Raw genomic sequence first — 23,112 nt, 5'->3', positions numbered from 1 at the left:
GCGCTGCCATTACGCGGCAAAGCGTCGCGTATATGCCGCCAAGGCGTCGGACTGATAGAATCGCCGCCGGTTCACACGAGGTTAATCCATGCACGACACCCACAACGAGCGCATGAGTGGCAGCGAAACCCGCGCCGCCAGCGGCCTGGCCCTGGTCTTCGCCTTTCGTATGCTGGGCATGTTCATGGTACTGCCGGTGCTGGCCACCTACGGCATGGACCTGGCCGGTGCCACGCCTGCGCTGATCGGCCTGGCCATCGGTGCCTACGGCCTGACCCAGGCCGTGCTGCAGATTCCGTTCGGGGTGATTTCCGACCGCATCGGCCGCCGTCCGGTGATCTACGTGGGGTTGATCATCTTCGCCCTGGGCAGCGTGCTGGCGGCCCAGGCCGATTCCATCTGGGGCGTGATCGCCGGGCGCATCCTGCAGGGCGCGGGGGCCATTTCCGCGGCGGTGATGGCGTTGCTCTCCGACCTGACCCGCGAGCAGCACCGGACCAAGGCCATGGCCATGATCGGCATGAGCATCGGCCTGTCGTTCGCGGTGGCGATGGTGGTCGGCCCGCTGTTGACCCGCGCCTTTGGCTTGTCAGGATTGTTCCTTGCCACCGCAGGACTTGCCCTGGTCGGCATCGGCCTGATCGCCTTCGTCGTGCCCAATTCGCACAATGTGTTGACCCATCGCGAGTCCGGTGTCGCCCGTCAGGCTCTAGGTCCGACCCTGCGCAATCCGGACCTTCTGCGCCTGGATATCAGCATCTTCGTGCTGCACGCGATCCTGATGGCCAGCTTCGTGGCGCTGCCCCTGGCCTTCGTCGAGCGCGGCGGGCTGCCCAAGGAGGAGCACTGGTGGGTGTACCTGACCGCGTTGCTGGTTTCATTTTTTGCAATGATCCCCTTCATCATCTACGGGGAAAAGAAGCGCAAGATGAAACGCGTGTTGCTCGGCGCGGTCAGTGTCCTGCTGCTGGTGGAGGTGTTCTTCTGGCAGTGGGCTGACAACTTGCGCGGACTGGTGATCGGCACCGTGGTATTCTTTACTGCATTCAACCTGCTGGAGGCATCCTTGCCTTCGCTGGTCAGCAAGGTGTCACCTGCCGGTGGCAAGGGGACGGCGATGGGGGTGTACTCCACCAGCCAGTTCCTCGGCGCCGCGCTGGGAGGCATCCTCGGTGGCTGGTTGTTCCAGCACGGTGGCTTGAGCATGGTGTTCCTGGGATGCGCGGTGTTGTGCGTCCTGTGGTTGCTCACTGCGTTGCGCATGAATGAGCCGCCGTACGTGACCAGCCTGCGCATGCCGCTGACGCCTGAAGCGGTCCGGGAAGCCGGGCTGACCGAGCGCCTGATGGCCGTGCCGGGTGTGACCGACGCCGTGGTGGTGGCAGAAGAAGCCGCCATCTATATCAAACTGGATACGAAAATTTTGGACCGTGCGACCCTCGAGCGTCTGGTGAACCCAGCCTCTGCGGCGTGCGAAGCCTAGGAGAACGTTATGGCCCGTGGGGTTAACAAAGTCATTCTGGTCGGTACCTGCGGTCAGGATCCCGAAGTCCGCTACCTGCCCAACGGTAACGCCGTGACCAACCTGAGCCTGGCCACCAGCGAGCAGTGGACCGACAAGCAGTCGGGCCAGAAGGTCGAGCGTACCGAGTGGCACCGTGTGTCGCTGTTCGGCAAGGTTGCCGAGATTGCCGGCGAGTACCTGCGCAAGGGTTCGCAGTGCTACATCGAAGGCAAGCTGCAGACCCGCGAGTGGGAAAAGGACGGTATCAAGCGCTACACCACCGAGATCATCGTCGACATCAACGGCACCATGCAGTTGCTCGGCGGTCGTCCGCAGGGTCAGCAGGGTGGTGGCGACCAATACAACCAGGGTGGTGGTAACAACTACAACCAGGGTGGCCAGCAGCAACAGTACAACCAGGCTCCTCGTCAGCAGGCCCCGCGTCCGCAGCAGGCACCACAGCGCCCGGCGCCGCAACAGCCGGCTCCGCAGCCAGCCGCTGACTTCGATAGCTTCGACGACGATATTCCGTTCTGATACTTCCAGGAGGCGCCATGGGTGCCTCCCGCGAAAACGGAGCTGAAACAAGAAACCCGCTTCATGCCTGAAGCGGGTTTCTTTTTTGCCTGGAAGACCGCTGGTCCAATTTCGGCACCGTTCGGGTTCAACCTTCTTCGAGTGCCGCCCTGGCAAACTGGGCGTCCAGTTCCGGTGTCGCTCCGCTGATGCCGATACCGCCGATGTGTTTGCCGTTCACATCCATGATCGGCAGCCCGCCTTCCAGCAGGGTGAAGCCGGGTAGCGAGGCATAGGGGTTGGCGGGCAGCGCGGCGCTGCGCTCTCCGAGCGAGCGGGACGACAGCGGGAAACGGGCGGATGTCTCGGCCTTGAGCTGCGCAACCTGGATGCTGCCGCTACTGGTGCCATCCATGCGCTGGAAGTACTTCAGGTTGCCGTGGTTGTCGACGATGCTGATGACGATGGCAAAGCCTTGGGCACGGGCGGCTCGTTCTGCGGCATCGGCCATGGCCCGCGCGCGCTCGGTTGTGATCTGCAGGGCGGTGGGAGGCATATGAGCATTGTCTGCCGTCGCCGCTACGGTGGGTTGAAGGAATACCGAAGTGCCAATCAAGAGTGTGGTCAAAAGGTACTTGATGTTCATGCCCGTGAGCCTCGTCCATGTGTGGCCCGTTAACCTAACAGGCACAGGATATTTCGCGACGTAGTCCGTTTCCGATAGCGACGTAGGAGCTCGCAATTGCCGACGTAGTGCTGTTCTTGAATGCCGCCATGTGGCTTGAACTTTGGAAGTGACGATGGCTATCGTCACGCTCCTTCCATTCAGGAACCGAGACATGGATGTGCTCATGGGACTGCTGGCTGCCGTACTCTGGGGAGCCACCGACTTTCTGGTCGGCATGAATGCCCGGGCGGTCGGCGTAAGGCGGGCGGTATTCTTCGGACAGTTGTTGGGCCTGTTGTTGATGGGGCTCATCATTGCCGTATCTTCCCAGCAACTCATCAAGATGGTCGCGGCTCCGGCGAGCGTGCTGCTGCTCGCCTGCCTGGCGGCGCTATGTACCCTGAGCGGCGCGTTGGCACTTTCGAAGGCGTTCGCGATCGGCAAGACCTCGGTGGTTGCACCGCTGGTGACTTCCTATGGTGTGTTCACCACGCTGCTGGCCTGGCTGGGCGGTGAGACGCTGGGTACCTGGCAGATCTTCGGGTTGCTGACCTGCTTTCTGGGTGTGGTCCTGGCCAGCCGTGAGGCAAAGGGCGGCAGTGGGCAAGCGCATGCGGGCGGTCGTCTGTCGGTCGGCTTCGCCCTGCTGGCGGCGCTGCTGTATGGCGTCAGCTTCTGGGTCCAGGGCAAGTACGCACTGCCAGTGCTGGGGCCGGTAAATATGCTGGCGCTGGGCTACGGAGTAGGGGTGTTGTTCCTGCTGCCTGAAGCGCTGCGAATGTTTCGAGACCAGGTTACGGTCAGGCTCAAGACCTGGGGCACCTTGTGTGGTGCCAGCCTTTTCAACCTGGGAGGTTTCTCGGCGTTTTCCTGGGGTGCATTGCATGGCTCGATTGCGGTCGTCACGGTGATCAGTACCTTGTCGGGAGGCATTGCCGCGATTCTCGGCTTCCTGTTCTACCGCGAGCGCCTGTCCCTGCTGCAGGTCGTCGGGGTGATCCTGGTGTTGGTGGGCGCTGTCCTCCTGCATCTGTATGGATGAAGCGGTGAAATGCCCTGAGCCTGATCCAGATCATCGCGCTTTGCAGATTCTTGACTAGGCTTAACAGTTGGCGGTCTCTGTCCACCGCCACCGTGAAGTCCCTGAGGCGCCGGCCAAGTCCCGCGCGCCCGAGAACCTGATCAGGAGTGCACGATGGATCTCAACCGTCGGCAATTCTTCAAGGTCGCCGCCGTCGGCCTTGGAGGCTCGAGCCTCGCGGCGTTGGGCATGGCCCCGACACCCGCGTTCGCCGAGCAGGTGCGCCACTTCAAGCTGGCGCACACCAAAGAAACCCGTAACACCTGTCCTTACTGCTCGGTCGGCTGCGGCCTGATCATGTACAGCCAGGGTGACGCGGGCAAGAACGTCAAACAGAACATCATCCACATTGAGGGCGACGCGGACCATCCGGTCAACCGCGGCACCCTGTGCCCGAAAGGCGCTGGCCTGCTGGACTTTATCCACAGCCCCAGCCGCCTCAAGTACCCCGAGGTGCGCAAGCCGGGCAGCAACGAGTGGACCCGTATCGACTGGGACGAAGCCCTCGATCGTGTCGCCGACCTGATGAAACAGGACCGCGACGCCAACTTCATCGAGAAGAATGCCCAGGGCCAGACGGTCAACCGCTGGCTCACCACGGGCTTTCTCGCCGCGTCCGCCGCTTCCAGCGAAGCGGGTTACATGACGCACAAGGTGATCCGTTCGCTGGGCATGCTGGGGTTCGATAACCAGGCGCGTGTCTGACACGGCCCGACGGTGGCAAGTCTTGCCCCGACGTATGGCCGTGGCGCGATGACCAATCACTGGTCTGACATCGCCAACGCAAACCTGGTCCTGGTGATGGGCGGCAACGCCGCTGAAGCGCACCCGTGCGGCTTCAAGTGGGTGACCGAAGCCAAGGCGCACAACAAGGCGCGGCTGATCGTGGTCGACCCGCGGTTTACCCGTACCGCCTCGGTGGCCGATTACTACGCGCCGATCCGTACAGGCAGCGATATCGCCTTCATGGGTGGGCTGATCAATTACCTGCTGAGCAACGACAAGATCCAGCACGAGTACGTGCGCAACTACACCGACGTGTCGTTCATCGTCAAAGAGAACTATGGCTTCGAGGACGGGCTGTTCAGCGGCTACGACGCGGCCAAGCGCGTGTACGCCGACAAGTCCGGCTGGGGCTACGAGCTGGGCGAGGACGGTTTCGCCAAGGTCGATCCGACCCTGCAGCACCCGCGTTGCGTCTACCAGCTGATGAAGCAGCACTACAGCCGCTACACGCCGGAGCTGGCGAGCATGACCTGCGGCATGCCCCAGGACCAGATGATGAAGATCTGGGAAGAGATCGCCACCTGCTCGGTGCCGGGCAAGACCATGACGATTCTCTACGCCTTGGGCTGGACCCAGCACTCCATCGGCGCGCAGATCATCCGAAGCGCGGCCATGGTGCAGTTGCTGCTGGGCAACGTCGGCATGCCGGGTGGCGGGGTCAACGCCCTGCGCGGTCACTCCAACATCCAGGGCCTGACTGACCTGGGGCTGCTGTCGAACTCGCTGCCGGGTTACCTGACCCTGGCCGGTGATGCCGAGCAGGACTACACCGCCTACATCGACAAGCGCGCCTCCAAACCGCTGCGCCCGGGGCAGCTGTCGTACTGGCAGAACTACGGCAAGTTCCACGTCAGCCTGATGAAGGCCTGGTACGGCGCTAACGCCACCGCCGCCAACAACTGGGGCTACGACTGGCTGCCCAAGCTCGACGTGCCGGCCTACGACGTGCTGCGCATGTTCGAGATGATGGGCCAGGGCAAGGTCAACGGCTACATGTGCCAGGGCTTCAACCCGATCGCCGCGCTGCCGGACAAGAACCGCGTCACCGCGGCCCTGGCCAAGCTCAAGTGGCTGGTGATCATGGACCCGCTGGCCACCGAGACCTCGGAGTTCTGGCGCAACGCCGGCCCGTTCAACGACGTCGACACCGCCAACATCCAGACCGAGGTGATCCGCCTGCCCACCACCTGCTTCGCCGAGGAGGACGGCTCGCTGGTCAACAGCAGCCGCTGGCTGCAGTGGCACTGGAAAGGCGCCGACGGTCCGGGCGAGACCCGTACCGACGTGCGCATCATGAGCGAGCTGTTCCTGCGCCTGCGCAAGCGCTATCAGGCCGAAGGCGGCGCCTACCCCGACCCGATGCTCAACATCAGTTGGCCGTACAAGGTGCCTGAAGAGCCTTCGCCCGAGGAGTTGGCCAAGGAGATGAACGGCTGGGCGGTCAGCGACCTCACCGACGCCACCGGTGCCACGCTCAAGGCCGGCCAGCAGCTGGCCGGCTTCGCCCAGATGAAGGACGACGGCAGCACCGCGTCCGGCTGCTGGATCTTCGCCGGCAGCTGGACCGAGCAGGGCAACCAGATGGCCCGGCGCGACAACAGCGACCCGTACGGCATGCACCAGGTGCAGAACTGGGCCTGGGCCTGGCCGGCCAACCGGCGCATCCTCTACAACCGTGCCTCCAGCGACCCGCAAGGCAAGCCGTGGGACCCGGAGAAGAAGCGCCTGGTGTGGTGGAACGGCAAGGCCTGGACCGGCACCGACGTGCCGGACTTCAAGGTCGACTCGCCACCGGAAGCGGGGATGAACCCGTTCATCATGAACCCCGAGGGCGTGGCGCGGTTCTTCGCCATCGACAAGATGGCCGAGGGGCCGTTCCCCGAGCACTACGAGCCGTTCGAGACGCCGATCGGCATCAACCCGCTGCACCCGCAGAACAAGAAGGCCACCAGCAACCCGGCCGGGCGGATCTTCGATTCGGTGTGGGACACCCTCGGCACCCACGACGAGTTCCCCCATGCGGCGACCACCTACCGGCTGACCGAGCATTTCCACTTCTGGAGCAAGCATTGCCGGCTCAACGCCATCGCCCAGCCCGAGCAGTTCGTCGAGATCGGCGAGGTGCTGGCGAACGAGAAGGGCATCAAGGCCGGCGACCGGGTGCGGGTGTCGAGCAAGCGCGGGCATATCGATGCGGTGGCAGTGGTGACCAAGCGGATCCGTCCGCTGCAGGTCAACAACCAGACCGTGCATCAGATCGGTATCCCGTTGCACTGGGGCTTCACCGGTGCCACCCGGCATGGCTACCTGACCAATACCCTGGTGCCGTTCCTCGGTGACGGCAACACGCAGACGCCGGAGTCCAAGTCGTTCCTCGTCAAAGTGGAGAAACTCTGATGGCCAGCCAAGATATCATCGCCCGCTCGGCCACCACCACCGTACCGCCCTCGGTACGCCAGCAGCAGGAAGTCGCCAAGCTGATCGACACCACCAAGTGCATCGGCTGCAAGGCCTGCCAGGTGGCGTGCTCGGAGTGGAACGAACTGCGTGACGAGGTTGGCCACAACCACGGCACCTACGACAATCCCCAGGACCTCAGCGCCGAGACCTGGACCCTGATGCGCTTCACCGAGCACGAGCGCGACGACGGCAACCTGGAGTGGCTGATCCGCAAGGACGGCTGCATGCACTGTGCCGAGCCAGGTTGCCTGAAGGCCTGCCCGAGCCCGGGGGCGATCATCAAGCACGCCAACGGTATCGTCGACTTCAACCAGGACCATTGCATCGGTTGCGGCTACTGCATCACCGGCTGCCCGTTCAACATCCCGCGCATCTCGCAGAAGGATCACAAGGCCTACAAGTGCACCCTGTGTTCCGACCGCGTGAGCGTGGGCCTGGAGCCGGCCTGCGTGAAGACCTGCCCGACCGGGGCGATCGTCTTCGGCAGCAAGGAGGAGATGAAGGTGCATGCCGACGAGCGCATCGTCGACCTGAAGTCGCGGGGGTACGAGAACGCCGGGCTGTACGATCCGGACGGGGTCGGTGGCACCCATGTGATGTATGTGCTGCACCACGTCGACACGCCGCGAATCTACGCCGGCCTGCCGGACCAGCCTGTGATCAGCCCGCTGGTGGGGCTGTGGAAGGGCTTCAGCAAGCCGCTGGCGTTGCTGGCCATGGGCGCGGCGGTACTGGCCGGGTTCTTCCACTATGTGCGCGTGGGGCCGCAGCGGGTCGAGGAGGACGAGCATCAGACACCTGTGGATGACACTGTCCACCAGGTGGACCCGGCGGTGCATGTCTATGATCCGAACCGCCCGGGCGGGCAGGGGGAGCAGCGGCCATGAACGACAACAAGCCTATCCTGCGCTACAACGCCAACGAGCGGAGCAACCACTGGGTCGTAGCGATCCTGTTCGTGCTGGCCGGCCTCTCGGGGCTGGCGCTGTTCCACCCGGCGCTGTTCTGGCTCAGCCACCTGTTCGGCGGCGGGCCATGGACGCGGATCCTCCATCCGTTCATCGGCGTGGCCATGTTCGTGTTCTTCCTCGGGCTGGTGCTGCGCTTCTGGCGCGCCAACTTCATCACCGCCAACGACCGCCTGTGGCTGCGCCGCATCGACCGGGTGATGCTCAACAAGGAAGAGGGCGTGCCGCCGATCGGCAAGTACAACGCCGGGCAGAAGCTGCTGTTCTGGACCTTGCTGGCCTGCATGCTGGTGCTGCTGGTCAGCGGCGTGGTGATCTGGCGCGCGTACTTCAGCCATTGGTTCGGCATCGACGTCATTCGCCTGTCCGCGCTGCTGCATGCCCTGGCGGCGTTCGTGCTGATCCTCAGCATCATCGTGCATATCTATGCCGGGATCTGGATCAAGGGCTCGATCGGCGCCATGCTGCATGGCTGGGTCAGCCGCGCCTGGGCACGCAAGCACCATGAACTGTGGTACCGGGACGTGACCGGCGACAAGACGCCACACAACCACGGTGGAAAAGAAGGATGACCGTTTGAGCACGATTCTCGAACCCGGGCAGATCGAAGCGTCGGCAGTGATGCCGCCGTTCCTGCACCTGCCCGCCGCCAACCTCTTCGAGGTGCGCGCCAACCGGCTTGAGCAGCTGGCCGAGGGCAACGCCCTAAGCGACTACCTGCGGTTGATGGCCCGGCTATGCCGGATTCAGCAGCTGCTTGTGGATAACCCACCTGCTGGGGTGCCAGTGGCCGAAGAGCGCCAGCGCCTGTGCATAAGTCATGGCCTGCCGCCGCTGACGGCCGACAGCCTGGTACGTGAAGGGCCGTGGCTGGTCTGGTTGCAGGCGTTGCTCGAGCATTTCGCCGCGGAGCCTGATGGGCCGCTGGCGGACGCGCTGGGGACGTTGCGCGGCAGCGATGAGGCGCAACGCAAAGGCTGGGGCATCGCCCTGCTCGGCGGCCAGTACGACGCGGTACCGGCGGCGCTGGTGCCCTTTATCGGCGCCGCGTTGCAGGCGGCGTGGTCCAGCTGGCTGCTGGCCTTGCCTGCGCCTGAGCTCAAACCCGCCGGCAGCCTGGCCCAGTGCCCGGCCTGCGGCTCGCCGGCGATGGCCGGGGTGGTGCGCAATCGCGGCAAGCACAATGGCCTGCGCTACCTGGCCTGCTCGCTGTGTGCCTGCGAATGGCATATTGTGCGGGTCAAGTGCGTGTACTGCGAGTCGAGCAAGGACCTGCGCTACAGCAACCTCGAGGATGACCGCCACGCGCCAGGCAAGGCGCCGCTGCGTGCCGAGTGCTGCCCGGGGTGCCAGAACTACCTCAAGCAGTGCTACCTGGAGAACGACGCTGCGGCCGAGCCGTTGGCCGATGACCTGGCGAGCCTGGCGCTGGACATGCGCCTGGACGAGGAGGGCTTCCAGCGGCTGGCGCCGAATCTGCTGCTGGCGCCGGGGTAGTGTCTACACTGCATTACCGAGTCGCCCTTTTCGCGGGTAAACCCGCTCCCACAGGAAGTGCGCTGGCATCATGGCCGGTGCTGTACCTGTGGGAGCGGGTTTACCCGCGAATGGGCCAGAAAGGACAACGGATCAGTTCAAGGTAGTACCTGAATGTCTTCAACCCTCGCCAGCGACACCCCACGCCTGCCCTCCATCGACACCCTGCTGCGCCACCTGGTCTGCGCGCCCCTGATCGATCGCCATGGCCGCGATGCGGTGTTGGCAACTTTGCGCCAACTGCTCGACGACCTGCGCGAGCCTGCTCGCCTCGGCCAACTGAGTGCCACCGAACTGACCGCCGAAGTCCTCCTGGGCCGAGCCGGCGAACGCCTGGCCATCCAGCAACGCAGCCAGGTACGTCGGGTGTTCAACCTCACCGGCACGGTGCTGCACACCAACCTCGGCCGGGCCTTGCTGCCCGAGGAAGCGGTCGACGCCATGCAGACCGCCGCCCGCTACCCGCTGAACCTGGAGTTCGACCTCAACACCGGCAAGCGCGGCGACCGCGACGACCTGATCGAAGGCCTGATCCGCGAACTGACCGGCGCCGAGGCCGTCACCGTGGTCAACAACAACGCCGCCGCCGTGCTGCTGGCGCTCAACAGCCTGGGCGCACGCAAGGAAGGCATCATCTCCCGTGGCGAGCTGATCGAGATCGGCGGCGCCTTCCGCATACCCGACATCATGGCCCGCGCCGGCGTGAAGCTGCACGAGATCGGCACCACCAACCGCACCCACGCCCGCGACTACGAAGGCGCGATCAACCCGCGCACGGGGCTGCTGATGCGTGTGCACTGCAGCAACTACAGCATCCAGGGTTTCACTACCCAGGTGCCCACCGCGGAACTGGCGCGCATTGCCCATGCACATGAGCTGCCGCTGCTCGAAGACCTGGGCAGCGGCAGCCTGCTCGACCTGACCCGCTGGGGCCTGCCGGCCGAGCCGACCGTGCGTCAGGCCCTGACCGATGGGGCCGACATCGTCACTTTCAGTGGCGACAAGCTGCTCGGCGGGCCGCAGGCGGGGATCATCGTCGGGCGCAAGGAGCTGATCGCGAAGATCAAGAAGAACCCGCTCAAGCGTGCCCTGCGGGTGGACAAGATCACCCTCGCGGCGCTCGAAGCGGTGCTGGCGCTGTACCGCAATCCGGACCGCCTGGCCGAGCGCCTGCCGAGCCTGCGCCTGCTCACCCGGCCCCAGCCCGAAATTGCCGCCCAGGCCGAGCGCCTGGCGCCTGAACTGGCCGCGCGGCTGGGGGCGCAATGGGCAGTCAGCGTCGAACCAGCCCTGGGCATGATCGGCAGCGGCAGCCAGCCCGTGGCGCGCCTGCCCAGCGCGGCCTTGTGCCTGCGTCCACTGGTGTCGAAGAAACTGCGCGGGCGCAGCCTGCATGTACTGGAGCGGGCGCTGCGCGACCTGCAGGTTCCGGTACTGGGCCGCATCGACGACGATGCCCTGTGGCTCGACCTGCGCCAGCTGGACGACGAGGCCCAGTGGCTGGCGCAGCTGCCGAGGTTGCAACTGGGGCCGGTGCAGTGATCGTCGGTACCGCCGGCCACATCGATCACGGCAAGACCGCGCTGCTCCAGGCCCTGACCGGCCAGGCCGGCGACACGCGCCAGGAGGAGCGTGCCCGGGGCATGACCATCGACCTCGGCTACCGCTATGCCGCGCTGGCCGAAGGTGCTCCGCTGACGGGTTTCATCGATGTGCCCGGCCATGAGCGTTTTATCCACAACATGCTCGCCGGCGCCCATGGCATCGATCTGGTGCTGCTGGTGGTCGCCGCCGACGACGGGGTGATGCCACAGACCCGCGAGCATCTGTCGATCATCGAGTTGCTGGGCATTCCCCAGGCGCTGGTGGTCATCAGCAAGTGCGATCGGGTCGAGCCGCAGCGGTTGGCCGAAGTCCAGGCGCAGGTCACGGCGTTGCTGGCGCCCGGGCCATATGCCGGGGTAGCGCAGTTCCCGGTGTCGAGCCTGAGTGGCGAGGGGATCGACGCTTTGCGCGAAGCGTTGCTGGCCGCCGAGGCCCAGGTGCGTCGACGCAGTGTGCGGGGTGGATTCCGCCTGGCCGTGGACCGCGCCTTCGCGGTGTCCGGGGCGGGCGTGGTGGTCACCGGGACGGCCCTGGCCGGGCAGGTCAGTGCCGGTGACACGCTGTTGCTGGGCAAGGCCGGCAAGCCGGTGCGGGTGCGTGGCCTGCATGCGCAGAACCAGGCGGCGCTGGTGGCCGAGGCCGGGCAGCGGGTCGCGTTGAACATCAGCGCTGAACGGCTGGCGGCAGAGCAGGTGCACCGGGGCGACTGGCTGGTGCCGCAGTGGCTGCATGCACCGAGCGTGCGGGTCGATATCGATTTCACCTTGCTGCCGGGCGAGACCCGGACGTTCGAGCATTTCAGCGCGGTGCATGTGCACCTGGGGACCCAGGATGTCACGGCCCGTGTTGCGTTGTTGGAGGGTGAACGGCTCGGCGCCGGCCAGCGCATGTTCGCCCAGTTGCTGCTCAACGCGCCGTTGCAGGCGGTGCATGGCGATCGGCTGGTGCTGCGCGACCAGCGCGCCCAGCGCACCCTCGGCGGTGGCCGCGTGCTCGATCCCTTTGCGCCGAGCCGACAGCGACGCAGCGAGGCGCGCCTGCGCCAGCTGCAGGTACTGCGTGATGCCTCTGAACTGGAGCAGGCCTTGCCGGCGTTGCTCGAAACTGCACCGGGCGGGCTCGATCCGCAGCGGCTCGAGCGCCAGTTCAACCGTCTGCGCGAGACCTGGCAGTTGCCGGAGGATGTGCAGGTAATCGCCACCCGCCAGGGCCAGTTGCTGTTCTCACGCCAGCAGTGGCATTCACTCAAGCAGCAGGTACTGGCGCGGCTGGCGCAGTTCCACGAGCAGGAGCCCGACCAGCTCGGCCCGGACCGCGACCGCCTGCGCCGTTTTACAGCGATGCCGCTGGAGCGTCCGGCGTTTGTCAGCCTGCTGGATGAGCTGCTGGGCGAAGGGGGGATCAGCAGCAGTGGTCCGTGGCTGCATCTGCCTGGGCACAAGGTTCAGTTGAGCGAAGCCGATACTGCACTGTGGGAGCGCTTGCTGCCGCGCTTGCTGGCGGGTGAGTTCGATCCGCCCTGGGTGCGTACGCTGGCTGCCGAGGAGCGCTGCGAGGAGGCCGAGGTGCGCCTGCTGCTGCGCAAGCTCGCCCGCCTGGGCCTGTTGCACCAGGTGGTGCGTGACCTGTTCTACCCGGAGGTGACGCTAAGGCGCATGGCAGAGCTGTTGTTGCAGCAGGCCGAGGCATCGCCGATAGTGCAGGTTGCGGCGTTTCGCGATATGTTGGGCATCGGTCGCAAGCGCAGTGTGCAGATACTCGAGTACTTCGACCGCGTTGGCCTGACCCGGCGGGTCGGCGACCAGCGGCATATCCGCGTCGACAGCGCCCTGGCCCAGTTGCAACGCGGGCCCTGATTTCAAGGAAGGCAATCGCGCCCGGTGGCGCGGCCGGGCTTCAAACCCGGTTGGGGACGGCAGCCGTTCCCGGGCAGGTTCGACTCCCGCTGCCTTCCGCCACTTTTCCAGATGCTGAAACGATCGCGGGGCAAGCCCGCTCCCACGATGCCCTGGGCAGGCTTGTGGGAGCGGGCTTGCCCCGCGATGGCGAACGGAAGATCTACAGGTCAGGCGCGCTCGCCGCACAGGTCCAGCGCGAACCAATGCTCCGCCGCCTGCACATCCAGCCCCGCGCCCAGCAGCGCAAACAGCTTGCCCAGCGCAGCCTCGCGGGTCATGCCACCGCCACTGACAAGTCCGGTGTCACGCAGCCGGCTGCCAGCGGCATAGGTGTCGAACACCACCGAACCTTCCGGACACTGGCTGATGGCGACAATCATCACCCCGCCCTGACGGGCGTCATGCAGGACATCGAGCAGCGCCTGGTCGTCGGACGGCCCGGTACCACTGCCATAGCACTCCAGCACCAGCCCCTGGATACCGCTGTCGAACAAACCACGCAGGTGCTCGGCAGCCAGGCCCGGGAACACCGGCATGACCGCCAGCTTGACCGTCTGGCGCGGCTGGCGATAGTCCAGGCGGGCCGGCAGTTCTGGAGCGCGCTCGCCGTCACGGTGGCGGGGCAGCACGGTGAAGGCGTCGAACGCCTCGCTGCGCAGCTTCGAAGCGCGGCAGCCGTGCAGCAACTGACCGTGGAAGTACAGCTGCACGCCGTCCTCCAGGCCGTTTTCGAACAGGTTCAGGGCTCCGACAAGGTTGGCCCAGGCATCGCTGTCCGGCGCGCCGGCCGGCAGCATGGAACCGGTCAACAGCACCGGCGCCGGCAAACCCAGCAGCAGGAACGACAGGGCCGCGGCGCTGTAGGCCAAAGTATCGGTGCCATGCAGCACCAGCACGCCATCGTGGCCGTCACGCTCGACCGCCTCGACGATGGCGTCGCGCATCGCCAGCCAGTTGGCCTGTTGCATGTTGGCGCTGTCGATCAGCGGGTTCAGCTCACGCAGCGACCAGTGCACCTTCGGCGCATCGCCGCAGCTGGCGAAGTGGTCACGCATGCGCGCTTCGAAGCCACCGGCCGGCGCGAGGCCTTCGGCGGTCTGCAGCATGCCGATGGTGCCACCGGTGTAAAGGACGAGAAGATTCTTGACTGGACGCATGGGAGCATTCCGTAGCGATGTGGCTTCGTACGAAAAGTGCCTGCGCGACGATCAGGCTGCGTTGAAAACAGGCTCGGAATGCTCATTGACAACCCGTCAACTCCGCTTCCTCGCCTGTTTTCGCCTTGCCTGATCGCCGCTCGGCGACTTTTCGTATGAAGCCGCGCGAAAGAAGAGTCAGCCGCCCACGAACGGGGCGGCTGGGGCAGGGGAGAATATCAGCGCTGAGCGTGCGCCTGAACGGCGGCTTTGTCAGTGGCTGTTTCAGCCTGCGGATTGGCCGGCCAGGCGGCACGGTCCAGGTCCAGGTCGGTGAACTTGCTGGAGTCGAACACCGGCTGCTTGATACCGGCCTTGCGCTGTGCGTCGTAGTCGCGCATGACGCGCAGGCCGACCTTGAACAGCATGGCCAGGGCGATCAGGTTGACGAACGCCAGGCAGGTCATGGTGATGTCGGCGAAGGCGAACACGGTCGACAGGTCCTGCGTCGAACCCCACACCACCAGCGCCAGCACCAGGCCGCGGAAGGTCATCAGCACGGCGCGGTTGCGGCTGAGGAACTGCAGGCTGTTCTCGCCCAGGTAGTAGTTGTAGAGAATGCAGGTGAAGACGAACAGCGACAGCGCGACGCTGACGAACACGCGGCCCCAGTCACCGACCACGGCGGCCAGCGAGTTCTGGGTCAGGACGATGCCGTCACCTTCGAAGCCCGGGGTGTAGAAGCCCGACAGCAGGATCAGCAGCGCGGTGCAGGTGCAGATCACGAAGGTGTCGAGGAACACGCTGAAGGCCTGGACCACGCCCTGGGCGCCAGGGTGTTTCACGGCGGCCACGGCGGCGACGTTCGGCGCGCTGCCCAGGCCTGCTTCGTTGGCGAACACGCCACGCTTCACGCCCATGACGATGGCGCTGCCCAGCAGGCCAGCGAACGCAGGGTCGAGGCCGAAGGCGCTCTTGAAGATGGTTTCCAGCATGGCCGGGACGTGTTCGATCTGGGTGCCGATCACGTACAGGGTCACGCCGATGTAGGCCAGGGTCTTGACCGGTACCAGCAGATCGGACACCGCGGCGATGCGCTTGATACCGCCGATGAAGGTCAGGGCCAGTAGGGCTGCCAGGACGATACCGGTGTGCTTCGGATCGAAGGCAAAGGCGTTCTGCAGCGAGTGGGTCACGGTGTACGACTGCAGGCCGATGAAGGCGAAGCCGTAGGTGACCAGCAGCAGGATCGAGAACACGATCGCCATGCTTTTCAGCTTCAGGCCGTGCTGGATGTAGTACGCCGGGCCGCCGCGGTACAGGCCGTCGCCGTCGGCGCGCTTGTAGACCTGGGCCAGGGTGCATTCGAAGAAGCTGCTGGACATACCCACCAGCGCAGTGACCCACATCCAGAACACGGCGCCTGGGCCGCCGAGGGTCACGGCGATACCGACACCGGCGATGTTACCGGCGCCGACGCGACCGGCCAGGCTCAGCATCAGGGCCTGGAACGAGCTCAGTTGGCCTGCCTGGCCGCGAAGGGATTCCTTGAAGACACCGAACATATGGCCGAAATGGCGGAACTGGACGAACCGCGAGCGGATCGTGAAGTAACTGCCGAGACCGACAATCAGCACGATGAGAAGCTTCCCCGAAAGGAAATCGTTGAGTGCTTCGAGCATTGGGAAATGACCTCGATTCTTATTCTTCGCGTGGAAAGACCAGCGGGCGGCAGGCGCACCGCTTTTCATTGGGGGCGCATGGTTGGCTATGACAACTGTGGTTACAATTTCGCGGGTTGCTCCATTTTGGTGCGACTTGATGCTAGAATGGCGTCACCCGCATCATCCGGACCCGCGCATCATGGGCGATCACTTCGCTATCAACCTCAAATTGGCCTGCAGTCACTACCGCTCTATCTCCGAGGTTTGCCGGCAGCTGTCGATCAATCGCGCGCAGTTCAACAAGTACCTGAGCGGCCAGAGCCGCCCGACGGCCTACAACCTCAAGCGCATCGGCGACTTCTTCGGCGTCGAGGATTACGAGCTGGGTCTGCCGCCCGAGCAGTTCGCCCGCTTGATCGGCGCACGCAACCAGGATCAGCGGGTCGGCTTCCAGGACGACCCGATCAGCGAACTGTTCAAGCCGCTGCATAAAGAAGCCGGCAACCTGTCGCGCTATTGCGGCTATTACTTCGAATACTCCAACTGCATGTCGGTGCCGGGCTCGATCCTGGTGTCGCTGGTGCACCTGTGGGAGGAGCGCGGCAGCTTTTTGTTCGAGCGCCAGGAACGCCAGGAGCGCAGCAGCGGCCTGGACCAGCACGCCGAGGTGCGTTGTCGCTACCTCGGCGCGGCGTTCCAGCTGCAGGACCGGATGTTCCTGATCGACTACGAGTCGCTCACCCTCAACGAGATGAGCCAGACCGTCCTCATTCCCAGCTTCAAGAGCCGCATCAGCCGCCTGAACGGCCTCAAGACCGGGGTCTCCAGCGGTGACCGGCGCAATCCGGCGTGCACCCGGGTGGTGTGGGAATACCTGGGCGAGGAGATCAATCGCATCAACGCCTTCCGGCAGATCAAGCTGTACCGCCCGGACGATCCGCGCATCGACGACGACATCCGTGACCGGCTGAGCGCGGGGATGGTCAGCAACGGGTTGTTCGAGATCGAATAGCCATGTCGCACAGGGAGCCATGATTGCGCGGCCAGCGCGCATCCTGTGGGAGCGGCTTTAGCCGCGAAGCAAGCGACGCGGTGTATGGCACCGGCTTCGCCGGTGTTCGCGGCTAAAGCCGCTCCCACAGGTCCCTGCTAAATCAGTAATTCATGTGCAGATCCATGAAAAGCGGGCTTGCCCCGCGATGGGCGCCCGCAGGACTAGTCGAGAATGAACGCCGCCACCGCATCGGCCACCTGGTCCGCCACCTCGGGCCGGTCGCGCAGGTGCGCGGCGATGCCGTGGTCGCAGTCGGTGAGCATCAGGCATTCCACATGGGGCGCCGGCACCGAGCGCAGCAAGGCGTGGGTGACCTCCTCGGGAATCGGGCTGTAGCGCTCGACGCCCGCCAGCCGCCGGGTACCGGCCGAGGTGCCGGGCCCCTGGCCGTGGACCCTGGAGTTGAGCCCGTCGTACTCGCCGATCACCAGCAGCACTCGGCCCTGGAACTGGCGCAGAAAGGCATAGCTGTCGCAGTCAAGGAAGGCAAAAGGTTTGCGGATGGCCTCGCTGAAGGCCGGCCCGAAGGGCGCGGCATGGGCCGCGTCGGGGTAGACCGCCGGGCAGATCAGCACCAGCTTGCGCACGCTGGGGCGCTGGGCGGCCAGCTTCAGGGCGATGGCGGCGCCCAGACTATGGCCGACCAGGGTGTCGCTGCGCGCGTCCAGATGCCGGTGAAAGCGCAGGGCCTCCTGCAGGTTGCTGGCCAGCGAGGCGTCCTTCGCCCCGGGCTCGCTGGCCAGGCTATGGCCGGAGAGGTTGCCGGTCAGCGAGCCGATGCCCTGCTGCTGGAGACGGTAGAGCAACGGGTTGAGGCGGGTGAAGTCGGAGCGTGCGCCGCCGACCACGAAGACCGTGGGGGCACGTTCGGCGTCTGGCAGCAGCAGGCGCGCCTGCTGGCGATAGTCATCGAAATCCTCGTCGATGAACCGCTCCGGGCCGGGCGCGGGCTCGTCGAATTGCCAGCTGGCGCGTTGTGCAGTGTTCAGTTCGGCATCCATGTTGATCTCCTTGAACAGGCCTGGCGCAGTATAAGTAGCTGTCGGCAAAGGCGGAATACCGCCCCGACCGGTGCCAATCGGTATGCGGCGCGCGCCAGGCCTTGCCTGGGTTGGACTTCCCCTGCCGGAAACAGCAAAATGAACCCTTTCCTCCATCGACCAGACCGGACCTGTTGACTCTATGCGTATGCGCCTGATGCTGTTGGGTGGTGGCAATGCCCTCGGGCAAGCGCTGATTCGTCTCGGGGCCGAGGAAGACATCGCCTTCCTGGCGCCTCGCCCGCCGGAAAACGGCTGGGATCCGGCCAGCCTGACCCTGCTGCTCGACGAGCAACGTCCGCACGCCGTGGTCAACCTGGCCTATTATTTCGACTGGTTCCAGGCCGAGTCCGTCAGCGAGCAACGCCTGGCCCAGCAGGAGCGGGCGGTGGAGCGACTCGCCGAGCTGTGCCAGCACCACGAGATGATCCTTGTGCAACCGTCCAGCTACCGTGTGTTTGACGGCTCGCGCGCCACTGCCTACAGCGAGAAGGACGAGCCGGTGCCGCTCGGCCTGCGCGGCCAGGCGCTCTGGCGCATCGAGCAGAGCGTGCGCGCCACCTGTCCACAGCATGTGCTGCTGCGCTTCGGTTGGCTGCTTGACGAAAGCATCGACGGCGCGCTCGGGCGCTTCCTGACCCGCGCCGAACAGCCCCAGGAACTGCTGCTGGCCGATGACCGGCGCGGCAACCCGACGCCAGTGGATGATGCCGCGCGGGTGATCCTTTCGGTGCTCAAGCAGCTCGATTGCCAGGCGCCGCTGTGGGGCACCTACCACTATGCTGGCAACGAGGCCACCACGCCGCTGGTGCTGGGCCAGGCGATCCTCACCGAGGCCACCCAGTGGCGCAAGCTGGCCGTGCAGGCGCCGACCGCCCAGGCCCACGCCGCCCGCCCGGATGCCAGCGAGGAACCGCAGCACGCGGTGCTGGCCTGCAAGAAGATCCTTCACACCTTCGGCATCAAGCCCCGCGCCTGGCGCGCCGGCTTGCCGCCCCTACTGGACCGATTCTACCGACATGGCTGACGCCCCCATCCTGATCACCGGCGGTGCCGGCTTTATTGGCTCCCACCTGTGCGATGCGTTGCTGGAGAAAGGCTACGCGGTGCGTATCCTCGACGACCTGTCGACCGGCAAGCGCAGCAACCTGCAGCTCGGCCATCCGCGCCTGGAGCTGCTCGAAGGCGATGTCGCCGACGCCGCCCTGGTGGCCCGTGCCGCCAATGGTTGCCAGGCAGTGGTGCACCTGGCTGCGGTGGCCTCGGTGCAGGCCTCGGTGGAAAACCCGGTGAAGACCCACCAGAGCAATTTCATCGGCACGCTCAACGTCTGCGAGGCGATGCGCCTGAACGGCATCCGTCGCGTATTGTTCGCCTCCAGTGCGGCGGTGTACGGCAACAATGGCGAGGGCCAGTCGATTGCCGAGGACACGCCCAAGGCACCGTTGACCCCCTATGCGGTGGACAAGCTGGCGAGCGAGCAGTACCTGGACTTCTACCGCCGCCAGCATGGGCTGGAGCCGGTGGTGTTCCGCTTCTTCAATATCTTCGGGCCGCGCCAGGATCCTTCCTCGCCGTATTCGGGGGTGATCAGCATCTTCTGCGAGCGCGCCACCCGGGGTGCGCCGATCACCGTGTTCGGTGATGGCGAGCAGACCCGCGACTTCCTGTTCGTCGGCGATCTGGTCCAGGTGATGGTGCAGGCGCTTGAACAGCCGGAGGTGGAAGAGGGCGCGGTGAATATCGGCCTGAACCAGGCGACTTCGCTGAACCAGCTGCTCAGGGCGCTGGAGCAGGTGGTGGGCGGTTTGCCGGCGGTCAGCTACGGTCAGGCCCGCTCGGGCGATATCCGCCATTCGCGGGCGGACAATGCGCGCTTGCTGGCGCGTTTCGCGTTCCCTGAGCCGACGCCGTTCGTCGAGGGGCTGGCGCGGTTGCTCGGCAAGGCCTGAATCTCTATTGCATGTAGGAGCGGCCTTGTGCCGCGAAAGGGCTGCAAAGCAGCCCCCAGCGATATCGAATGATGCTGGGATCCCGAGGCCGCTACGCGCCCTTTCGCGGCACAAGGCCGCTCCTACAGGGATCGTGCAGGGCAGGTGGAGCAGGCATCACGAATGCCGGACCACCCGCCGCCGGCAATCCTCCGGCGCCACCTCCCGCCCATCCCGGGCCCGCACCTGCAGCGTCTCCAGCCCTTGGCCACGATCATCGACCAGCTGCGAGCGTGACTCCCCCGCTGTGAACAGGTAGCGCTCCCCCCACTGGCGCAAGCCGATCACGATCGGAAACACCGAGCGTCCCCGTTCGGTCAGCACATATTCCTTGTAGGCACTGCCATCCGAGGCCGGCTGCTGCACCAGCAGTTCCGCCTCCACCAGCAGCTTCAAGCGCGAAGCGAGGATGTTCTTCGCCAGCCCCAGGTTTTTCTGGAACTCGCTGAAACGGCGCAGGCCATCGAAGGCATCGCGCAGGATCATCAGCGCCCAGCGGTCGCCGAGCACTTCCAAGGCGCGGGCCACGGGGCATTGCTGGTTGTTCTCGTCGAGCATGGCGCGATCCTTGAATGTCTGTCTGGTTGCAGAATAAAACCACATTTGCTAGAAATCCAGTCAGGTGGTTTTAAATTGAAACCAGAATTGAAAGGGAGTCTTCGATGTCGACGCTCACCCGTGGATTGACGTTTTTGTTGGCCGCTGCCTGCGCCCTGGCCGTGGCCACGGTGTATCTCGCCCAGCCGCTGCTGGAGTCGATGGCGGCGAGCCTTGGGGTGAGCAGCGCCCGCTCCGGCCTGGTAGTGGGGATGACCCAGGCCGGCTATGCCTTGGGGCTGGTGCTGATCGTGCCACTCGGGGACTTGGTCGATCGCAAGCGACTGATCCTCGGCCAGTTGCTGGTCTCGTCCGGCGCCTTGCTGGCCGTAGCCTTTACCGTGGACTGGGCCGTGCTGCTGGCCGCAATGTCCCTGGTCGGCCTGGCAGCGGTGGTGGTGCAAGTGATGGTGGCGCATGCCGCCACATTGGCCTCGCCCGCCGAACAAGGGCAGGCGGTGGGCACGGTGACCAGCGGCGTGGTGCTGGGCATCCTCTCGGCGCGTCTGATATCGGGCGCAGTGGCTGACCTGTTCGGCTGGCAGGGTGTCTATGCGGTGGCGGCGGGACTGGCGCTGGCAATGGCGGGGCTGCTCGCCTGGCGCTTGCCTGCCGCCAGGCCGCAGGGGCCAGGGCAGCGCTATGGGGCGTTACTGGCATCGGTGCTGCGGCTGTATCGACATGACCGCCTGCTGCGCCAGCGCGGCCTGTTCGCGGTGCTGGTGTTCGCGGCGTTCAGCGTGCTGTGGAGCGCGATGGTGCTACCCTTGAGCGCCGCGCCACTGGCGCTGGACCATACGCAGGTCGGGTTGTTCGGCCTGGCCGGTGTGGCGGGAGCGCTGGCGGCAGCACGTGCCGGACGCCTGGCCGATCAGGGGCATGCGCGGCGGGTGAGCGGCTGGGCACTGGGCCTGCTGACGCTGTCGTGGCTACCCATCGCCTACCTCGAGCAGTCATTGCTGGCATTGGTGATCGGGATACTGATGCTGGACCTGGCTGTGCAGGCGGTGCACGTGACCAACCAGAGTGTGCTGCTGGCGGGGCGCGGCGAGATGGCCAGCCGGCTGATCGGCGCCTACATGTGCTGTTATTCGCTCGGCAGCGGGGTGGGAGCGGTCGTGGCGACCTGGGTGTACGGGCAGTGGGGCTGGGTGGCGGTGTGCGGCTTGGGGGCGGGGATAAGCGCGCTAGCCTGGGGCTATTGGGGGTATCTCTGGAGCATCGAGACGATGCGCGGCGCGCCCGCTCCAGTCGGAGCAGGCGCGCCTGCGGATCAGAACTTGTAGCCGATACCGACCATGTAGACCCACGGATCGACATCGACGTCGACCTTGGTCTTGCCCACGCCCAAGGCGCTCGGGCCGTCGATGCTGGCCTTGGTGTCGATGTCGACGTACCAGACCGCGGCGTTGAGCAGCAGGTTGTCGGTGAGCATGTAGTCCATGCCCAGCTGGCCGGCGATGCCGACCGAGTCCTTCAGCTTCATGTTGCTGAAGCCCTGGGCCTTGCGGTCGCTGGTCAGGTCTTCATCGAAGAACATCGTGTAGTTGATGCCCACGCCGGCGTACGGCTGGAACTTCGAGGACGGCGCCATCGGGTAGTACTGCAGCGACAGGGTCGGCGGCAGTTGCTTGATGTCGGCCAGCTTGCCGTCCAGGCCAGGGCCGAGGCCCTTGACGCCGACTTTGTGCTGGAACGGGGTGGCGGCCAGCAGCTCGAGACCAATGTGGTCGGTGAGCATGTAGGCGAAGGCCAGGCCCAGCTGGGTGTCGCTGTCCAGGGTCGCCTTGGTGCCCGAGACCTTGGCGCCGTCGAGCTTGATGTCGCCGCTGTTCTCGTTGGGCGCGGTGGTGATGGCGCCGGCGCGGAGGATGAAATCCCCCGCCTGGTGGGCGTGGGCGACAGGGGCTGCAAGCGCCAACGCGACGAGCGAGGCACCGAGCAAGGACTTGTTCATGGAAGCTCCCAGAGGACGTGAGTAATCGAGTAGTCCAATGGTACGAAGCTGACTAAACAGAAAGTTTGACCCAGCTCAAAGAAGCCGTGCTATCGGGGTGACGCAGTGCTCACTTGAGCTCATACGCGTAGATTTTCTCTGCTTCCATCTGGTAACCGGCATCCGCCAGCTCGCTGCTGCTGGCCTTGACCTGCATCGTCCCCTCGATCCAGTAGGGCTGGTACAGGTCTTCGATGCGCACGCCCATCTCGCTGACGATATGCACGATCTGGTTCGACGGCGGTGGCGGCACATGGATGCAGGCGCCGTAGTAGGGCACCAGGAGGAACTCGGTGGTGCGGCCTTCGTCGCTGACTTCCAGCGGCACGATGTAGCCGGGGATCTTCACCTGCTGGCCGTCCAGGGTTTTCACCACCGGTGCGTTGGGCGCCTGCTGGCGGGCGGCGGGGGCCGCCTCGGCGGACAGCGCGTTGCTGATCTGCGACAGGTCGTGCAGGGGCGTCAGTTGTGGCGGGATGACCGGCGCGCCCTCGGGGATCAGGGCGGGCCAGTCCAGTTCGCGCGGGTCGGCGGCCCACAGGGGCAGCGAAGTCATCAGCATGATCGTGAGCAGCAAGTACTGAATGATCGGTGTTGCCTTCTTCGCGGGTAA

The 23,112-nt window shown here is 65.3% G+C and carries 20 protein-coding genes and 1 tRNA gene; 14 read left to right on the top strand and 7 right to left on the bottom strand.

Annotated elements, in window-relative coordinates:
- Positions 1-88: 88 nt before the first annotated feature.
- Together AC0MAZ_RS00985 and AC0MAZ_RS00980 are read left to right on the top strand one after the other, a co-directional pair.
- Entirely contained in the window at positions 89-1,483 is a 1,395-nt protein-coding gene (locus AC0MAZ_RS00985) for an MFS transporter (protein WP_203650012.1), read from the top strand.
- 9 nt (positions 1,484-1,492) lie between these two features.
- Positions 1,493-2,041, top strand: coding sequence for a single-stranded DNA-binding protein (locus tag AC0MAZ_RS00980; protein ID WP_203650014.1), 549 nt, complete (start codon positions 1,493-1,495; stop codon positions 2,039-2,041).
- Positions 2,042-2,168: 127 nt separating this feature from the next.
- Here AC0MAZ_RS00980 and AC0MAZ_RS00975 read toward each other — a convergent pair whose 3' ends face one another.
- Positions 2,169-2,666 carry a GlcG/HbpS family heme-binding protein gene (locus AC0MAZ_RS00975; protein ID WP_475859858.1) on the bottom strand — a complete coding sequence of 166 codons (498 nt, stop codon included), beginning with the start codon at positions 2,664-2,666 and terminating at the stop codon, positions 2,169-2,171.
- Positions 2,667-2,859: 193 nt separating this feature from the next.
- Between AC0MAZ_RS00975 and AC0MAZ_RS00970 the strand changes: the two genes are divergently transcribed.
- From AC0MAZ_RS00970 to AC0MAZ_RS00935, 8 genes are all read left to right on the top strand, one after another.
- Positions 2,860-3,729 (top strand): EamA family transporter, encoded by an 870-nt coding sequence (locus AC0MAZ_RS00970; RefSeq protein ID WP_475859856.1) that lies wholly within the window; start codon positions 2,860-2,862, stop codon positions 3,727-3,729.
- Positions 3,730-3,882: 153 nt separating this feature from the next.
- On the top strand, positions 3,883-6,951 hold the full coding sequence (gene fdnG, locus AC0MAZ_RS00965) for a formate dehydrogenase-N subunit alpha (RefSeq protein ID WP_475859854.1): 3,069 nt from the start codon (positions 3,883-3,885) through the stop codon (positions 6,949-6,951).
- Positions 6,951-7,901, top strand: a complete 951-nt coding sequence (gene fdxH / locus AC0MAZ_RS00960; protein WP_475859853.1) for a formate dehydrogenase subunit beta — start codon at positions 6,951-6,953, stop codon at positions 7,899-7,901. Before fdnG ends, fdxH begins: the two co-directional genes overlap by 1 nt.
- Positions 7,898-8,554 (top strand): formate dehydrogenase subunit gamma, encoded by a 657-nt coding sequence (locus AC0MAZ_RS00955; RefSeq protein WP_203650023.1) that lies wholly within the window; start codon positions 7,898-7,900, stop codon positions 8,552-8,554. Before fdxH ends, AC0MAZ_RS00955 begins: the two co-directional genes overlap by 4 nt.
- Before the next feature lie 4 nt (positions 8,555-8,558).
- Entirely contained in the window at positions 8,559-9,479 is a 921-nt protein-coding gene (fdhE, locus tag AC0MAZ_RS00950; protein WP_475859851.1) for a formate dehydrogenase accessory protein FdhE, read from the top strand.
- A 153-nt stretch (positions 9,480-9,632) separates the two neighbouring features.
- Positions 9,633-11,060 (top strand): L-seryl-tRNA(Sec) selenium transferase, encoded by a 1,428-nt coding sequence (gene selA, locus AC0MAZ_RS00945; protein ID WP_475859850.1) that lies wholly within the window; start codon positions 9,633-9,635, stop codon positions 11,058-11,060.
- Positions 11,057-12,979: a selenocysteine-specific translation elongation factor gene (selB, locus tag AC0MAZ_RS00940; protein ID WP_475859848.1), complete on the top strand. Its 1,923-nt coding sequence runs from the start codon at positions 11,057-11,059 to the stop codon at positions 12,977-12,979. Before selA ends, selB begins: the two co-directional genes overlap by 4 nt.
- A gap of 6 nt (positions 12,980-12,985) precedes the next feature.
- Positions 12,986-13,081 (top strand) — tRNA-Sec (locus AC0MAZ_RS00935).
- A 107-nt stretch (positions 13,082-13,188) separates the two neighbouring features.
- Here AC0MAZ_RS00935 and AC0MAZ_RS00930 read toward each other — a convergent pair.
- Together AC0MAZ_RS00930 and AC0MAZ_RS00925 are read right to left on the bottom strand one after the other, a co-directional pair.
- A complete protein-coding gene (locus AC0MAZ_RS00930; RefSeq protein WP_234560559.1) occupies positions 13,189-14,178 on the bottom strand; it encodes an asparaginase in 990 nt (329 codons plus the stop codon).
- A gap of 218 nt (positions 14,179-14,396) precedes the next feature.
- On the bottom strand, positions 14,397-15,839 hold the full coding sequence (locus tag AC0MAZ_RS00925) for an alanine/glycine:cation symporter family protein (RefSeq protein ID WP_050703570.1): 1,443 nt from the start codon (positions 15,837-15,839) through the stop codon (positions 14,397-14,399).
- A gap of 181 nt (positions 15,840-16,020) precedes the next feature.
- Between AC0MAZ_RS00925 and AC0MAZ_RS00920 the strand changes: the two genes are divergently transcribed.
- The gene (locus tag AC0MAZ_RS00920) at positions 16,021-16,833 is read left to right on the top strand and encodes a helix-turn-helix domain-containing protein (RefSeq protein WP_203652580.1); all 813 of its coding nucleotides are present in this window, start codon (positions 16,021-16,023) and stop codon (positions 16,831-16,833) included.
- Positions 16,834-17,036: 203 nt separating this feature from the next.
- On the opposite strand, the gene AC0MAZ_RS00915 is transcribed toward AC0MAZ_RS00920, so the two are convergent.
- On the bottom strand, positions 17,037-17,876 hold the full coding sequence (locus AC0MAZ_RS00915; protein WP_203650041.1) for an alpha/beta hydrolase: 840 nt from the start codon (positions 17,874-17,876) through the stop codon (positions 17,037-17,039).
- 181 nt (positions 17,877-18,057) lie between these two features.
- On the opposite strand from AC0MAZ_RS00915, the gene AC0MAZ_RS00910 reads away from it, so the two are divergent.
- A complete protein-coding gene (locus AC0MAZ_RS00910) occupies positions 18,058-18,942 on the top strand; it encodes a sugar nucleotide-binding protein (protein WP_028690262.1) in 885 nt (294 codons plus the stop codon).
- Complete coding sequence (locus AC0MAZ_RS00905; protein ID WP_475859847.1) at positions 18,935-19,867, top strand: NAD-dependent epimerase/dehydratase family protein; 933 nt, start codon at positions 18,935-18,937, stop codon at positions 19,865-19,867. The genes AC0MAZ_RS00910 and AC0MAZ_RS00905 overlap by 8 nt, the downstream gene beginning before the upstream one ends.
- 156 nt (positions 19,868-20,023) lie before the next feature.
- Here the strand turns inward: AC0MAZ_RS00905 and AC0MAZ_RS00900 are convergent, their stop codons facing one another.
- The gene (locus AC0MAZ_RS00900; RefSeq protein WP_232856666.1) at positions 20,024-20,464 is read right to left on the bottom strand and encodes a winged helix-turn-helix transcriptional regulator; all 441 of its coding nucleotides are present in this window, start codon (positions 20,462-20,464) and stop codon (positions 20,024-20,026) included.
- Positions 20,465-20,568: 104 nt separating this feature from the next.
- On the opposite strand from AC0MAZ_RS00900, the gene AC0MAZ_RS00895 reads away from it, so the two are divergent.
- Positions 20,569-21,789 carry an MFS transporter gene (locus tag AC0MAZ_RS00895; RefSeq protein WP_254464856.1) on the top strand — a complete coding sequence of 407 codons (1,221 nt, stop codon included), beginning with the start codon at positions 20,569-20,571 and terminating at the stop codon, positions 21,787-21,789.
- On the opposite strand, the gene AC0MAZ_RS00890 is transcribed toward AC0MAZ_RS00895, so the two are convergent.
- Together AC0MAZ_RS00890 and AC0MAZ_RS00885 are read right to left on the bottom strand one after the other, a co-directional pair.
- Positions 21,777-22,460, bottom strand: a complete 684-nt coding sequence (locus AC0MAZ_RS00890; RefSeq protein ID WP_028690266.1) for an OmpW/AlkL family protein — start codon at positions 22,458-22,460, stop codon at positions 21,777-21,779. The genes AC0MAZ_RS00895 and AC0MAZ_RS00890 overlap by 13 nt on opposite strands.
- A 109-nt stretch (positions 22,461-22,569) precedes the next feature.
- Complete coding sequence (locus tag AC0MAZ_RS00885; protein WP_254464860.1) at positions 22,570-23,061, bottom strand: DUF3299 domain-containing protein; 492 nt, start codon at positions 23,059-23,061, stop codon at positions 22,570-22,572.
- Between the last annotated feature and the right edge of the window lie 51 nt (positions 23,062-23,112).

This window comes from Pseudomonas sp. A (genome assembly GCF_056270345.1).
Note: the sequence above shows the minus strand (reverse complement) of the source record. Positions and strands in the feature narration are given on the sequence as shown.